This is a genomic window from Bacteroides sp. GM023 (genome assembly GCF_014750685.1).
In the GTDB taxonomy this organism is placed as follows: domain Bacteria; phylum Bacteroidota; class Bacteroidia; order Bacteroidales; family Bacteroidaceae; genus Bacteroides.
The window spans coordinates 12,623-27,499 of the sequence record NZ_JAAXGE010000007.1 but is presented as its reverse complement, the minus strand read 5'-3'; the positions used below and the strand labels follow the sequence as shown (position 1 = coordinate 27,499).

Sequence of the window (14,877 nt, the reverse complement as noted above, 5' to 3'; positions counted from 1 at the left end):
ACGTTTAACGGATAAGTAATTAGAGAGTAACGAAGTGGATTTATTAAAGAACATATTCAAAGGCGACAAGGTAATCTGGATTATCTTCCTCTGTCTCTGCCTCATCTCGATTGTCGAGGTGTTCTCGGCAGCATCGACGCTGACTTACAAAAGCGGCGACCATTGGGGTCCGATTACGCAACACTCTATCATCCTTATGGTAGGTGCCGTAGTAGTGGTATTTCTACACAACGTACCCTACAAATGGTTCCAGGTATTTCCAGTCTTCCTATACCCGATTTCCCTGGTGCTGCTGGCATTCGTCACATTGATGGGTATCATCACAGGCGACCGTGTCAACGGAGCCGCCCGCTGGATGACCTTCATGGGATTGCAATTCCAGCCTTCGGAACTGGCAAAGATGGCTGTTATCATTGCCGTCTCCTTCATCCTGTCCAAACGACAGGACGAATACGGAGCCAACCCGAACGCCTTTAAATATATCATGATTCTCACCGGACTCGTCTTTCTTCTCATCGCACCGGAGAACCTTTCGACAGCCATGTTGCTATTCGGCGTGGTATGCATGATGATGTTCATCGGACGGGTATCTTCTAAAAAGCTGTTCGGAATGTTGGGAATAATGGCACTCCTGGGTGGAGTAGCCGTAGGCATATTAATGGCTATCCCTGCAAAGACACTACACAGCACTCCCGGTCTTCACCGCTTCGAGACCTGGCAGAACCGTGTTTCCGGTTTCTTTGAGAAAGAAGAAGTACCTGCCGCCAAATTTGACATTGATAAGGACGCACAGATTGCTCATGCCCGTATTGCTGTTGCCACCAGCAATGTAGTCGGCAAAGGCCCGGGTAACTCCGTACAACGTGACTTCCTTAGCCAGGCATTCTCCGATTTTATCTTCGCTATTGTAATTGAAGAAATGGGACTGATAGGAGGTATATTCGTCGTATTCCTCTATTTATGCCTGCTGTATCGAGCGGGAAAAATCGCCCAGAAGTGCGAACGCACTTTCCCTGCTTTTCTGGTCATGGGTATTGCGTTGCTATTGGTATCGCAAGCGATATTGAATATGATGGTGGCGGTCGGATTATTCCCCGTCACAGGACAACCGCTGCCATTAGTCAGCAAGGGAGGAACAAGTACATTAATCAACTGCGCTTATATCGGCATGATATTAAGTGTAAGCCGATATACTGCTCATCTGGCAGAACAGAAAGAGCATGACGCACAGCTTCAGTTGCAGATAGCAACAGATGCAGCAGCCAATTCCGAAGCACAAACTGCCGCCGAACCGACCGCGCCGATTCTGAACAGCGATGCCAAGTTCGAAGACGAGAACGATATGAACAAGAACAGTTAACGGACGGAGGTGCATCGGAAAGGATGAGCAACGGATAGAAAGAAAGGATTATGATGGAAAAAGAACTTAGAATTATCATTAGCGGTGGGGGCACAGGAGGACATATCTTTCCTGCTGTCTCCATTGCGAACGCTATAATGGAACTGCGTCCCGACGCAAAAATACTCTTTGTAGGAGCAGAAGGACGTATGGAGATGCAACGGGTCCCCGATGCAGGCTATCAGATTATCGGTCTGCCGATAGCCGGCTTCGACCGCAAGCATTTATGGAAAAACGTTTCGGTAGTAATCAAGCTGATACGCAGTCAGTGGAAAGCTCGCAAAGTTATCAAGAACTTCCGTCCGCAAGTAGCGGTAGGTGTAGGCGGTTACGCCAGTGGACCGACCTTAAAGACTGCCGGAATGATGGGTGTCCCTACTCTGATACAGGAGCAGAACTCATATGCCGGAGTAACCAATAAACTACTGGCACAGAAAGCAAAAGCTATTTGCGTTGCTTATGATGGAATGGAAAAGTTCTTCCCTGCGGATAAAATCATTATGACAGGCAATCCGGTGCGACAGAATCTGACGAAAGAGATGCCGTCCAAAGAAGACGCATTGCGTTCTTTCAATCTGCAACCGGGTAAAAAAACAATCCTCATCGTAGGGGGGAGTTTGGGAGCACGCACTATTAACAATACACTGACAGCCGGATTAACGACTATCAAAGAGAACAGCGACGTGCAGTTCATCTGGCAAACAGGAAAATACTATTACCCGCAAGTGACCGAAGCCGTGAAAGCGGCAGGAGAACTCCCGAACCTGTACGTGACAGATTTTATCAAAGATATGGCAGCCGCTTATGCCGCCGCCGACCTTGTTATCTCCCGTGCAGGAGCAGGGTCAATCTCCGAGTTCTGCCTTTTGCATAAACCGGTCGCCTTAGTGCCTTCGCCCAATGTGGCGGAAGACCATCAGACTAAGAATGCCTTAGCACTGGTAAACAAGCAGGCAGCCATCTACGTCAAAGACAGTGAAGCGGAAAGCATTTTGATGGATGTAGCCCTGTCCACCGTCAACGACGAGCGGAAGCTAAAAGAACTAAGTGAAAATATCGCCAAGTTAGCCTTACCCGATTCAGCGAGAATCATCGCCCAAGAGGTAATAAAGCTGGCAGAAATGACATTTCATTTAAAAGGACAATAAATTATGGAAAAAAAAATATTCTTTGACCATATTACAAATATGGAAAAATATAGTGGTTTTGAACAAAATGTTATCGGAGGAGGTAGATATGTTGATTCCCGAGGTTTTGGGCACGAATTATTTAATTTTAAAAATGACAATGGAAAATGTTATGGATATACAGCCCCGCATTGTCGAGTAAATTTAAACAAAATTTCAAAAATAGAAATTTGTCAAGACGCACATGGCAAATACTTAGACGATGTTCTTGTTATATTCACCTGTCAAGGAAAAAATGGGAAAAGAGTGATTGCAGGCTTTTATCAAAAAGCGAGAGTATATGAAAAAGAAGTATCTGATAAAAGGACTACTCGTATTTATAATGAAGTGAATATAAATTACAATTTGATATGCGATGCTTCAAATGCCGTTTTAATTTCTCAAAATGATAGAAATTTTGAAATACCTAGCTCCAAATCAAATAATGGTAGTGGACACGGTCAATCAAATATTTGGTATGCAAATAAAGATAGTGATAACACTATTCGGCAAGAAGTGATTCAATATGTAAATGATATATTAACAAATAGTATATCAGAAGAACACAAGTATAATCTTTACGATGAAAAGAAAAGCTATATAGCTACAACACAAGCAATTAAAAGAAGCAAAGAAGCCCGTAATAAATGTATCGAATTGAAAGGTTGTAAGTGTAATATTTGTGGTTTTGATTTTCAACAACAATACGGCGAATTAGGAAAAGATTACATTGAAGTACACCATATTATTTCAATAAAAACTCTTTCAAATTCAGTAGGTTATGAAGGAACTGACCCTCAAAAAGATTTAATTCCATTATGTTCTAATTGTCATTCTATGGTACATAGAATGAATCCACCATATAAACCAGAAGAAATAATAGAAATCATAAAAAAATATGGTGCTAACTAATACTCAAGAAGAGAGCATAGAATTACGCCCAAAGATAGATGAATATTTCACAAAGTTAATTACAAAATTAGAGACTACTTATCAATGAATATCGAAACAATAAAATCAGTCTACTTCGTTGGTGCCGGCGGCATCGGTATGAGTGCGCTTGTACGCTACTTTCTCTTCAAAGGCAAAGTAGTGGCAGGATACGACCGCACGCCCACTCCATTGACTGAAACACTAATCGCCGAAGGCGCACAAATACATTACGAAGAAAACGTCGACCTGATTCCGGAAGCCTGCAAAGACAAGGAAAGCACCCTCGTCATATTTACTCCCGCCGTTCCGCAGGAACACGAAGAATTAGTCTATTTCCGCAACAACGGATTCGAAATACAGAAACGCGCCCAGGTATTGGGAACGATTACCCATTCGAGCAAAGGATTATGCGTGGCAGGTACTCATGGCAAGACTACCACGTCTACCATGACAGCCCATCTGTTTCACCAGTCACACGTAGAATGTACCGCCTTCCTCGGAGGAATCTCGAAGAATTACGGAACCAACCTGCTGCTTTCCCAGGAAAGTCCTTATACGGTAATCGAAGCAGACGAGTTCGACCGCTCTTTTCACTGGTTGTCTCCATTTATGTCTGTCATCACCTCGACAGACCCGGACCACCTCGACATCTACGGAACAGCGGAAGCCTACCTGGAAAGTTTCGAGCACTACACCACCCTTATCCAACCGGGTGGCGCACTGATTATCCGCAAAGGCATCTCCCTACAACCGAAAGTACAGCCCGGCGTACGTGTCTATACCTATTCACGTGACGAAGGAGATTTCCACGCAGAGAACATCCGCATCGGCAACGGAGAAATATTCATTGACTTTGTAGCCCCGGACACCCGTATCAACGACATCCAACTGGGAGTTCCGGTAAGCATCAACATAGAGAATGGCGTAGCTGCCATGGCACTGGCATACCTGAACGGAGTGACTGCCGAGGAAATCAAAAGAGGAATGGCCAGTTTCCGCGGAGTAGACCGCCGGTTCGATTTCAAAATCAAGAACGACCGCATTGTCTTCCTAAGCGACTACGCACACCACCCCTCTGAAATCAAACAGAGCGTGCTGTCTATGCGTGAGCTTTACAAAGACAAGAAAATCACAGCCATCTTCCAGCCGCATCTTTACACTCGTACGCGTGACTTCTACCAGGACTTTGCCGACAGCCTCTCGCTGCTCGATGAAGTAATCCTTGTAGACATCTACCCGGCACGTGAAGCACCGATTCCCGGCGTCACCAGTCAGTTAATCTATGACAATCTACGCCCCGGCATCGAAAAAAGTATGTGCAAAAAGGAAGATATACTGAACATTCTGAAAGATAAAAACATTGAAGTATTAATAACTTTGGGAGCCGGAGACATCGACAACTATGTCCCCGGGATTTGTAAAATCCTCGAAAACCGATAAAGCTTATGGTAAAGAGAATCCTTCTGTCCATCGTCATGCTGGTGCTTATAGCCTACCTCGTCGTAGCTATCAGCGCCTTCAACCGCAAGCCTGCCGACCAGACCTGCCGTGACATGGAACTGGTTATCAAGGATACCGCTTACGCCGGCTTCATCACCAAGGACGAACTGAAAGGTATCCTTCAGCATAAAGGCATCTATCCTATCGGGAAAAAGATGGAGCGCATCTCCACCAAGTCGTTGGAACGGGAGCTAAGCAAGCATCCGTTGATTGATGAAGCAGAATGTTACAAAACCCCAAGCGGTAAAGTCTGCGTGGAGGTGACACAGCGTATCCCCATCCTGCGGGTGATGAGTGCCAACGGCGAGAATTACTACCTCGACAACAAAGGAACCGTCATGCCACCGGAAGCAAAATGCGTCGCGCACCGGGTAATTGTCACCGGAAACGTAGAAAAGTCGTTTGCAATGAAGGATTTATATAAGTTTGGTGTATTTTTGCATAACAATAAGTTTTGGGATGCCCAGATAGAACAAATTCATGTGCTGTCCGACCGCAGTATCGAATTAGTGCCGCGTGTAGGCGACCACCTTATCTATCTAGGCAAACTGGAAAACTTTGAAAACAAACTGGCACGCCTGAAAGAATTCTATAAGAAAGGACTCAACCAGGTAGGCTGGAACAAGTATTCACGCATCAACCTCGAGTTCAGTAACCAAATTATCTGCACGAAGAGAGAGTGATGAGTAATAGATTATGAGTGATGAGTGACAAGTCTCTCTAAATAGTAAATTGTAAATAATTAAATTGTAAATAAAGAGATGGCAACAACAGAATTTATCGCCGCTATTGAACTTGGTTCATCGAAGATAACCGGTGTGGCCGGAAGAAAGAACAGTGACGGAAGTATGCAGGTATTGGCATATGCCCAGGAAGACTCTTCTACGTTCATCCGTAAGGGAGTAATCTTTAACCTGGACAAGACGGCACAAAGCCTTACTTCTATCATCAACAGACTGGAAGGTGAGTTGAAAAACTCAATTGCCAAAGTATATGTAGGCATCGGCGGACAGTCACTCCGCACAGTCCGCAACGTAGTAAGTCGCGACCTGGAAGATGAAGCCATCATATCGGAAGAGCTCGTAAGCGCTATCGGTGACGAGAATATCGCCATCCCGGTGGTCGATATGGATATACTGGACGTAGCGCCACAGGAATATAAGGTAGGCAATAACCTGCAAGCCAATCCCGTCGGACTGGTAGGAAGCCATATCGAAGGCCGCTTCCTCAATATCGTTGCCCGCGCTTCCGTACGTAAGAACCTGGAACACTGTTTCCAACAGGCTAAAATCGACATTGCCGACCAACTGATTGCTCCACTCGTTACAGCCAACGCCGTATTGACGGAAAGCGAACGCCGTTCGGGTTGCGCACTCATCGACCTCGGCGCTGACACGACCACCATCTCTGTTTACAAGAACAACATTCTCCGCTTCCTGACCGTACTGCCGCTAGGTGGCAACAGCATCACGCGCGACATCACCACCCTGCAAATGGAGGAAGAAGAAGCGGAACGCCTGAAGAAAGCCTATGGTGACGCCCTCTACGAGGAAGACCCGGAACAAGAAGAAGCTACCTGCAAACTGGACGACGACAGCCGTACCCTCAAAGTAGCCGACCTCAACAATATCATCGAAGCCCGTGCCGAAGAAATCATCGCCAACGTGTGGAACCAGGTACAGCTATCCGGTTTTGATGACAAACTGCTGGCAGGAATCATCCTGACAGGAGGAACCGCCAATCTGAAGAATATCGAAGAAATGCTGCGCAAACGCAGTAAAGTAGAGAAAATACGGATGGCGAAACTTCCTCGCAACACGGTTCATGCCCCAAGCAATATCCTGAAAAAAGACGGTTCGCAAAACACCCTGTTCGGACTTCTGTTTGAAGGAAACCAAAACTGCTGCCTGACAGAAACCGCTCCGCAGCCTGCTCCCACTCCGACGACTTCCAGACCGGAACCAGTGGAAGTCCACAAAACGGTAGATATGTTTGAGGACGACCAGGAACTGAAAGAGCAAGCCCGCATCGCCCGACTCAAAAAAGAGGAGGAGGAACGGGAAGCGAAAATAGCAGCCAAAGAAGCGGAAAAGCTCCGTAAGCAGAAGGAGAAAGAAGAGAAGGAAAGACGGAAAAGAGAAGCTGGCCCGAGCTGGATTCAGCGCAAGATTGACTCGCTGACGAAAGAAATCTTCTCCGACGACGATATGAAATAATTCCCGGAGCACAGCTTGTAACTCATAATTTTGTAATTCATAATTCAATCAAGATATGGACGAGATAGTACAATTCGATTTCCCGACAGATTCACCGAAGATCATCAAAGTGATTGGTGTAGGTGGTGGTGGTGGTAACGCTGTAAACCACATGTACCGGGAAGGTATCCATGATGTAACGTTCGTTCTTTGCAACACGGACAACCAGGCATTAGCCGAATCACCCGTCCCGGTGAAACTGCAACTGGGCCGTAGCATCACCCAAGGACTTGGAGCCGGCAACCGTCCCGAACGGGCACGCGACGCCGCCGAAGAAAGTATAGAAGATATCAAAAGCCAACTGAACGACGGCACCAAGATGGTATTCATCACCGCCGGAATGGGAGGAGGAACCGGAACCGGAGCCGCCCCTGTCATTGCCCGCATCGCGAAGGAAATGGATATCCTGACTGTCGGTATCGTCACCATCCCCTTTATCTTCGAAGGAGAAAAGAAAATCATCCAGGCACTGGACGGCGTGGAACGCATCGCCCAGCACGTTGATGCCCTGCTGGTTATCAACAACGAACGCCTGCGCGAAATATATGCCGACCTTACCTTTATGAACGCCTTCGGCAAAGCTGATGATACCCTCTCCATTGCCGCCAAAAGCATTGCCGAGATTATCACCATGCGTGGTACGGTCAACCTGGACTTTGCCGATGTCAAGACCATCCTGAAAGATGGTGGGGTTGCCATCATGAGTACCGGATTCGGCGAAGGAGAGAACCGTGTCACCAAGGCCATCGACGACGCCCTCCATTCTCCATTGCTCAATAATAACGATATCTTCAACGCCAAGAAGGTAATGCTGAACGTATCTTTCTGCCCATCGTCGGAACTGATGATGGAGGAAATGAACGAGATACACGAGTTCATGAGCAAATTCCGCGAAGGTGTGGAAGTAATCTGGGGTGTTGCCATCGACAATTCCCTGGAGTCAAGAGTGAAGATTACCGTATTGGCAACCGGATTCGGTGTAGAAGACGTTCCCGGTATGGACAGCCTGCATGCAGCACGCAGTCAGGAAGAGGAAGAACGCCAGTTGCAACTGGAAGAAGAGAAAGAGAAGAACAAGGAACGTATCCGCAAGGCATACGGCGAAAGTGCCAGCAACATCGGAAGCAAGAGTCTCCGCAAACGCCGACACATCTATCTCTTCAACACGGAAGACTTGGACAACGACGACATCATCGCCATGGTAGAGGATTCTCCTACGTATATGCGCGATAAGACGACTCTGACTAAGATTCGCACGAAAGCGGCTCTTGAAGAAGAAGTAGCGACGGAAGAAGCGACAGATGACAACGGAGTGATTACGTTCTAAGAACTCTCTCCCCGACCCTCTCCCAAGGAGAAGGAGGAAGATAGCCACTCTCGTGTTTTTAAATTAATATGTTATTGTAAATTAGATAAAGATATGGATTTATTCGAACAAGTCAGCGAAGACATTAAAACCGCAATGAAGGCAAAAGACAAAGTTGCCTTGGAAACTTTGAGAAATATAAAGAAGTTTTTCCTGGAAGCAAAGACTGCTCCGGGAGCTAATGATACACTGACAGATGATGCAGCACTCAAAATCATTCAGAAACTGGTAAAACAAGGAAAAGATTCTGCTGAAATCTATATCGGACAGGGTCGTCAGGACTTGGCTGACGTGGAATTGGGTCAGGTAGCCGTTATGGAAAAATTCTTGCCGAAACAAATGTCTGCCGAAGAACTGGAAGCTGCATTGAAGGAAATCATCGCCGAGGTAGGTGCTACCAGCGGTAAGGATATGGGTAAAGTGATGGGAGTTGCTTCCAAGAAGTTGGCCGGCCTTGCAGAAGGACGTGCCATCTCCGCAAAAGTGAAAGAACTTTTGGGATAACTTCCCAACGACTCTACACAAAGAGTTTCATGCTGTTTTTATTGTCACTTGTCACTTTTTCAAGCCATCCCATTGGTAATCAGCAATCTTAGAGTGACAATAGACAGTGATAATAAGGTGATAATAGAAGGGCTGCGTGCTTTCTATTGTCACCTTATTTTTTTATCAAATAGTTTCAGAAACAGTTTCATCCGTTGGAACTGTTTGTTTCATGCCGGGAAACAAAGTGTTTCACACCGAGAAACAAACAGTTTCATACCGGGGAAACTAATTGTTTCAAGCCTTGAAACAAAATGTTCAGCAGCTTGAAACAAAGTGTTCAGAGCCGGGAAACAGAAACTATCCCCAGGGATGGCGGACTTTAGCAGCCTTAGTCAAATAATTCCTTCAGTACTTCCAGTGATTTTAAAGCCGGGAAGTCCGGCAAATGCAGGCTATAATAATCATTTATGGTTGTCAGGCATCGGGTACGTTCCGCACGGCTCAGACCGAAAAGATGCATCGTCTCATAATTCATGCGCATCAGTCGGCGAAGACGCCCGGCCTCATCGGGCTTGATATAAGATGAATGTAGTTGGGGACGAATCGAAGTGAAGCAGGCATTCAGCAAGTCGAAATAATCGCCGGTATGATAATCTTCGAGATTGGGATAAAGTCCCAAAAAGCGGGAAAGACGCATCAGGAAAACTAAATGGAAATTGGCAAAACCCTCGCCACACTCATCCAGCCAGATAATAGAATGTTGAAGATAGGCAAACAAGGGACGGTTTTCAGCTTCTTCCCGGATAGCACGGTAAAGGAACTCCGCAAGGAAAAGTGCCATCGCAGACTTGTACGGGTCATAAGGAATGGAAGAAAAAGGATAAAAAGATTTCGCTTCCTTCACACGATAGAGAGTCGTATTCGGTCTGTAATCTGCTTCAAATTCAATAAAAGACAACGGTTGGAATAGGACGGACTTTACTGCCGCCTTTCGCGAACGAGGTACTGCTACAAGGAAAGAAGCCCTACCGGACAATTCCGTGTACATATCTACAATGATGGACGTATCATTATATTTTAACGTATGCAGGACTATTCCTTTTGTTTTTTGTAACATAGCAAACTATCTCATTATCAATCCGGAACAAAATTACAAAAAAAAGTATTCCACACAACGAATATTACTCGCTTACCTCTTATCATGGAATCTATATCCTATCCCCAACATCAGATTATTAGGGTCTTTGAACTCTCTCAACTGGTATCCTACATGCAGAAACAAATGGCGGGTGACGTAAGTCTTAAGAGCCAGAATCTGATAGAAACCTTTCGTATCCTCTCCACTACCTATCAAGTTTCGTCCAAATCCGGCATTGATTGAGAAAATCGGCATCACCAGTTCTGCACGAAGGGACAGCCCCACCGCAAATTGCTCACGGAAAGGAGGACGATGAAACTTTAAATCGTCCGAATAGCTTCCTTCCAGTTTATAATCCTTGATATTAGCACTTTCGTCATACTGCGCATCCATAGAAAGTCCCGCCCGGAAATAGTTATTGAAATTATACATCGGAGCAAAATTGAGCCCTGCGATACCAAACGAACCGGGCACCAAACTCGGCACATTGTCTTTAACGAATCCCCTTTTGCGAGTTGCGCCATACAACACCAAATCATAGCTGACGTGTGGCTTTATGAACAATCGTTTGGGAACTCTTCCTTCGGACGTATTATCTGTATCGCCAAAAGTACGTACAATACCGACTCTCCCACCGATGATATTGAGTCCTCCATTAGGATAATGAGTATTTCCATTAGAAAAATGCGTGAAGTCTACACCTGCCGCAAGTTTCCATTGCGGATGAAACTGCCAGTTCAGTAGAAATCCCAGGTTGATATAAGCATTGATTTTAGAACCGATAACCTCATTCTGTGGATTATATTGTTCGTCATATTTCTTCCAGCCGAAAGATGCTCCGAAATTCCACTCATAATCAAACGACAGACGAGACGAAAGTCGTACTATGGGTGCCCCTTGAAAGGCATATACCGTCACCGGGTTCCCTAATTCAGCAGGGCAGTAGAAAGTATTGTACGAAACACCGATTCCCTGATAGGCATGAGGATACATCCTGCCCAAATTGGAATCTTTACTAAACTGGAAAGCATACTTCAGATGCAGAGAGAGCGATTGTTCGATGATTTTCTGCTGCAAATTATCTCCTTCAAGAAAACTGTTTGTCGGAACAACATAGCCCGGACGAATGTCCAAACCAATCCTATGTTTCTCAACTATCTGTGCCTTCAATTTTCCGCCAACTGTCAGGAGTACCAACAGGTAAATAACATACAGTAACTGTTTGACTTTTACATTTTTAGTCATTTGAAATCCTCCTGTTTTATTTCATATTCCCCGGGCATTTTACTCTGCAACATACCGGTTATGACCCGTTGTTTTCCTGTCTTGGGATGAGTGGCATGGAGAGTGTATCTTGTTTCAAACCATTCATAGTCCATCCATAGAGTAATACGCTGAGTTGTATAAGCCGGGATAGGAACTTCTATCTGCCCCGTATCGGGGAGAGGCAGTGTCTGTTGTACAGAAGAATATTGTGCCTGCTTACCATTCAACCCCAAATATCCGCTTTTCATACTCGGTATTTCTACTGTCAAATTGCCTCCTCCCAAAAGTTGAAAGGCTCCAGGCATTTCACTACTGAATATTACTTCATAACGAGCATTCTCGTATGGAAACAAGGGACAAGGATAAGGAATATCCCAACCGTTACTTTGCACGAAACTCTTCTGTTTCTCTCTTTTCTTTGCATAAGAATACGCATCTAAAGAATAAGTGATATGATCGAACACATATCTGTCCGACGGCGAAATATCAACATAAATTTCCTGGTATTCATATTCATTGGCCGCCATAATCATGAATCGGAAGTTAGTAGCTCGGGCATTTTCGTCCACTGTAATCTTCAGTTCTTTAGAGTTACTGCGTTCTATTGTGAAGCCTGTCAAATCTTCATCACACACAACCTTTCCCAATCCCTCCAAATATGCAACTTCTCCTGTCGTTGTCAGGTTACCATCCTCATCATAGATTTTATATGGATAAGAGAAACCATCACTATAAGTATATATTAAAAAATCCCAATTAGAAGATGCAAATCGGATGGTTTTAACATCACCGTTCCCATCCAAAGTCAGTTCGGAATCGGAAGACCGGAAATCATCAACAAATACATCACCGTTGCAACCATAAAACACCAATAGAATAAGAAGATATGCCGTTAAGTCTATGAATTTTTTCATGACGTTGTTCTTTTGTCGTTTTTGTTGAGGACAAAAGTAGTATATATTTTAAAACATAAGACCGCGCATTCAGTTAAAAATCTAATCCTGTGAGAGAAAATTCCCTAAATAAAATCCGATTAAATGACATCCTATCGAAAAATAGACTACTTTTATAACAAAACTAAAACACACAAACTGATGAAAAAGCTTATCTATATATTATTCACATTGACATTTCTACTATCAGGATGTAGTAAACAACATACCGATTCCGATAAACTACTCAATGAAATCGAGAAAATCATTGAAGTTAATCCCGACAGTGCATCAAATATGCTAAGCAATATACCATCCCCCGAAAAGTTAGACGACGGAACATTTGCACGCTGGTGTATGCTATCAGGAAAAGTAACAGATAAAATCTTCAATGACATTCTACCAACTTATCAATTTGAGAGAGCTTATGATTGGTATTCATCATATGGCACTCCCAATGAACAAGCGCAAATCTTAATTTATTTAGGCCGCGCCTATTTTGCAGAAGGAGATTATGATAAAGCAATGTCAATATACACCAATGCCTTAGAGATTACAGAAAAGAATCATCTCAATAATCTCACTGGATACACATATGGCTATATAGGTGATTTGTATAGAGAAAAATTCATGTTCACAGAAGCTATCAAAAAATACGAGACCGCTGCCGAATGTTTCAAAAAAGAAAATAATACAGATAGTTATGCCTGTGCATTAAAAAACATAGGACGTGAATATGCATGCATAGACTCATTATCACGTGTTTTAGAAATACTGACTATCGCTGATTCCGTAGCAGCTAATACTAAAGATATAGAAGTTACCGCTTCAATAAATAATGCTTTAGGAAATATTTATGTAATGCGAGAAGAATATAATAAAGCCGAAAAGTACTTTCTTAAAGCATTATCGACGGGAAAAGAAAAAATGCCTGATTATGTAGCACTGATTGACTTATATACCACAACTGATTCTATAGATAAAGCTAAAGAACTATTATCTAAAATGCCACAAGATGATCCCCAATATACGTGTAGCATCAATTATTTATATTATCAAATCCATAATGCAGAGAGAAACTATAAAGAAGCGCTTGCCTACCTGGAAGAATATGTTGACATGGTAGATTCTATCGTATACGCTGACAACCAATCTAAGATATTAAACATAGAATCTAAATATAATCATTTAAAAATCAGCCAAGAAGTCGATAGATTAAAGATTAAACAACAAAGCTACATTATATTTTCAGTTATCTGCATTTCATGCTTATTATTGATAACGATAGTGTACTTATTATATCGAAAACAAGTAAAAGAGAAAATCCAAAGACAACGCGATGAATTAAACCGGATTAAAACAGATTTTCTCTATGTCTCATTAGAATTGGAAGAGAGAAAAAAGTTATTAGACACATTTAAAGAAAAAGATGACAACTATAATAAGATAGAGGAAGAAATATCACTTTTAACTAGCAATTATAAGGAATTACAACATAAATCTCTAGAAAATTCACCGGTATTTAAAGAGTTGGTACGATTAGCCAAACAAAATAAGCCAAGAAATGATAAGCCATTAATAACAGATAAACAATGGGAACTCATTGCAGATGAAATAACATATATCTATCCAAATTTATCAAAATACATATATAGTTTATGCCCCAATTTACCAGAACAAGACTTTTTGTATTGCTGTTTATGTATGTGCGGATTTGACACTAACACAGAAGCGAAGTTACTAAATATTGCAAGCGATTCAGTAAGAAAAAAACGGCTTAGGCTTAGAGAAAAACTGAACATTGCATTGCTGAATGATAATGCTACATTATATGAGTACTTGATTGAAAATATGCACTAATACCTTCATTTTAGAAGGAAATAAACTACAGTTTAAGAAGCCGTCCACGCAAAAGTGCATAAACTACTGATTATCAACAGTCTTTTGTCCACGCCGAAAAACGTCTTTTGCTTGTGCACCCCTTCATATCTCTATAACTTTGCAGAAAACAATTAAAGATATGAAAAGACTAAGTATTGTATTATTATTAATTGGCATTTCATTTATGACGATGGAAGCCAATACTCTATCAGAGCATAGAACTAAGCGTTTAGTTATCAAAATATGGCATCAGCATAGAGAAGTACCAGTTTCTATTCCTATAGAAGCTATCCTCGACGAAAACTCCATCGAAGTTCGTTTTTTAGAACATGTAGACAAGCAAGTCATCTTCCAAGTAAAAGATCAGCAAGGAAACATCATGTTCCAAGATGTGATAGTAACTCCTAATGAAGCAGAAGTTTATAAGATTGATTTGGAAGGTTTCAAAGTCGGTCATTATGAACTACTTTATATAGAAGAAGATACGACTTTCATTGGAAAATTTAGCATTGAACAGTAAACAATATCATATTAATGAAAAATAATACAAACCCA

Annotated in this window: 13 protein-coding genes; 10 read left to right on the top strand and 3 right to left on the bottom strand. The window is 43.0% G+C overall.

The features are described 5' to 3' along the window. Nucleotides 1-34 precede the first annotated feature (34 nt). The 8 genes from HC965_RS15675 to HC965_RS15640 all read left to right on the top strand — a co-directional run bounded on the left by HC965_RS15675 (nucleotide 35) and on the right by HC965_RS15640 (nucleotide 9,123). Complete coding sequence (locus HC965_RS15675; protein ID WP_191032344.1) at nucleotides 35-1,360, top strand: FtsW/RodA/SpoVE family cell cycle protein; 1,326 nt, start codon at nucleotides 35-37, stop codon at nucleotides 1,358-1,360. 53 nt (nucleotides 1,361-1,413) lie between these two features. Beyond that, complete coding sequence (gene murG / locus HC965_RS15670) at nucleotides 1,414-2,547, top strand: undecaprenyldiphospho-muramoylpentapeptide beta-N-acetylglucosaminyltransferase (RefSeq protein ID WP_191032657.1); 1,134 nt, start codon at nucleotides 1,414-1,416, stop codon at nucleotides 2,545-2,547. 3 nt (nucleotides 2,548-2,550) lie between these two features. Then, a complete protein-coding gene (locus HC965_RS15665; protein ID WP_191032343.1) occupies nucleotides 2,551-3,477 on the top strand; it encodes an HNH endonuclease in 927 nt (308 codons plus the stop codon). Between the two features lie 84 nt (nucleotides 3,478-3,561). Then, nucleotides 3,562-4,938: a UDP-N-acetylmuramate--L-alanine ligase gene (gene murC / locus HC965_RS15660; RefSeq protein ID WP_191032342.1), complete on the top strand. Its 1,377-nt coding sequence runs from the start codon at nucleotides 3,562-3,564 to the stop codon at nucleotides 4,936-4,938. A 5-nt stretch (nucleotides 4,939-4,943) separates the two neighbouring features. Beyond that, nucleotides 4,944-5,681, top strand: a complete 738-nt coding sequence (locus HC965_RS15655; RefSeq protein WP_191032341.1) for a cell division protein FtsQ/DivIB — start codon at nucleotides 4,944-4,946, stop codon at nucleotides 5,679-5,681. 78 nt (nucleotides 5,682-5,759) lie between these two features. After that, nucleotides 5,760-7,214 (top strand): cell division protein FtsA, encoded by a 1,455-nt coding sequence (ftsA, locus tag HC965_RS15650; RefSeq protein ID WP_191032340.1) that lies wholly within the window; start codon nucleotides 5,760-5,762, stop codon nucleotides 7,212-7,214. Between the two features lie 55 nt (nucleotides 7,215-7,269). Then, on the top strand, nucleotides 7,270-8,580 hold the full coding sequence (ftsZ, locus tag HC965_RS15645; RefSeq protein WP_191032339.1) for a cell division protein FtsZ: 1,311 nt from the start codon (nucleotides 7,270-7,272) through the stop codon (nucleotides 8,578-8,580). A 93-nt stretch (nucleotides 8,581-8,673) separates the two neighbouring features. Continuing rightward, entirely contained in the window at nucleotides 8,674-9,123 is a 450-nt protein-coding gene (locus HC965_RS15640) for a GatB/YqeY domain-containing protein (protein WP_167961374.1), read from the top strand. Between the two features lie 370 nt (nucleotides 9,124-9,493). Here the strand turns inward: HC965_RS15640 and recO are convergent, their stop codons facing one another. From recO to HC965_RS15625, 3 genes are all read right to left on the bottom strand, one after another. Next, on the bottom strand, nucleotides 9,494-10,222 hold the full coding sequence (recO, locus tag HC965_RS15635; protein WP_191032338.1) for a DNA repair protein RecO: 729 nt from the start codon (nucleotides 10,220-10,222) through the stop codon (nucleotides 9,494-9,496). A 72-nt stretch (nucleotides 10,223-10,294) separates the two neighbouring features. Next, nucleotides 10,295-11,488 carry an acyloxyacyl hydrolase gene (locus HC965_RS15630; protein ID WP_191032337.1) on the bottom strand — a complete coding sequence of 398 codons (1,194 nt, stop codon included), beginning with the start codon at nucleotides 11,486-11,488 and terminating at the stop codon, nucleotides 10,295-10,297. Continuing rightward, nucleotides 11,485-12,423, bottom strand: coding sequence for a hypothetical protein (locus HC965_RS15625; RefSeq protein ID WP_191032336.1), 939 nt, complete (start codon nucleotides 12,421-12,423; stop codon nucleotides 11,485-11,487). Before HC965_RS15625 ends, HC965_RS15630 begins: the two co-directional genes overlap by 4 nt. A 180-nt stretch (nucleotides 12,424-12,603) precedes the next feature. Between HC965_RS15625 and HC965_RS15620 the strand changes: the two genes are divergently transcribed. Further along, complete coding sequence (locus tag HC965_RS15620; protein WP_191032335.1) at nucleotides 12,604-14,301, top strand: lipopolysaccharide assembly protein LapB; 1,698 nt, start codon at nucleotides 12,604-12,606, stop codon at nucleotides 14,299-14,301. Nucleotides 14,302-14,461: 160 nt separating this feature from the next. After that, nucleotides 14,462-14,842 (top strand): DUF3244 domain-containing protein, encoded by a 381-nt coding sequence (locus tag HC965_RS15615; protein ID WP_191032334.1) that lies wholly within the window; start codon nucleotides 14,462-14,464, stop codon nucleotides 14,840-14,842. The last annotated feature ends 35 nt before the right edge of the window (nucleotides 14,843-14,877 follow it).

Coding starts and splice junctions, on each gene's coding strand:
- ftsZ (WP_191032339.1), top strand. CDS start 7,270: ATGGACGAGATAGTACAATTCGATTTCCCGACAGATTCACCGAAGATC.
- HC965_RS15620 (WP_191032335.1), top strand. CDS start 12,604: ATGAAAAAGCTTATCTATATATTATTCACATTGACATTTCTACTATCA.
- ftsA (WP_191032340.1), top strand. CDS start 5,760: ATGGCAACAACAGAATTTATCGCCGCTATTGAACTTGGTTCATCGAAG.
- recO (WP_191032338.1), bottom strand. CDS start 10,222: ATGTTACAAAAAACAAAAGGAATAGTCCTGCATACGTTAAAATATAAT.
- HC965_RS15665 (WP_191032343.1), top strand. CDS start 2,551: ATGGAAAAAAAAATATTCTTTGACCATATTACAAATATGGAAAAATAT.
- HC965_RS15640 (WP_167961374.1), top strand. CDS start 8,674: ATGGATTTATTCGAACAAGTCAGCGAAGACATTAAAACCGCAATGAAG.
- murG (WP_191032657.1), top strand. CDS start 1,414: ATGGAAAAAGAACTTAGAATTATCATTAGCGGTGGGGGCACAGGAGGA.
- HC965_RS15630 (WP_191032337.1), bottom strand. CDS start 11,488: ATGACTAAAAATGTAAAAGTCAAACAGTTACTGTATGTTATTTACCTG.
- murC (WP_191032342.1), top strand. CDS start 3,562: ATGAATATCGAAACAATAAAATCAGTCTACTTCGTTGGTGCCGGCGGC.
- HC965_RS15625 (WP_191032336.1), bottom strand. CDS start 12,423: ATGAAAAAATTCATAGACTTAACGGCATATCTTCTTATTCTATTGGTG.
- HC965_RS15655 (WP_191032341.1), top strand. CDS start 4,944: ATGGTAAAGAGAATCCTTCTGTCCATCGTCATGCTGGTGCTTATAGCC.
- HC965_RS15615 (WP_191032334.1), top strand. CDS start 14,462: ATGAAAAGACTAAGTATTGTATTATTATTAATTGGCATTTCATTTATG.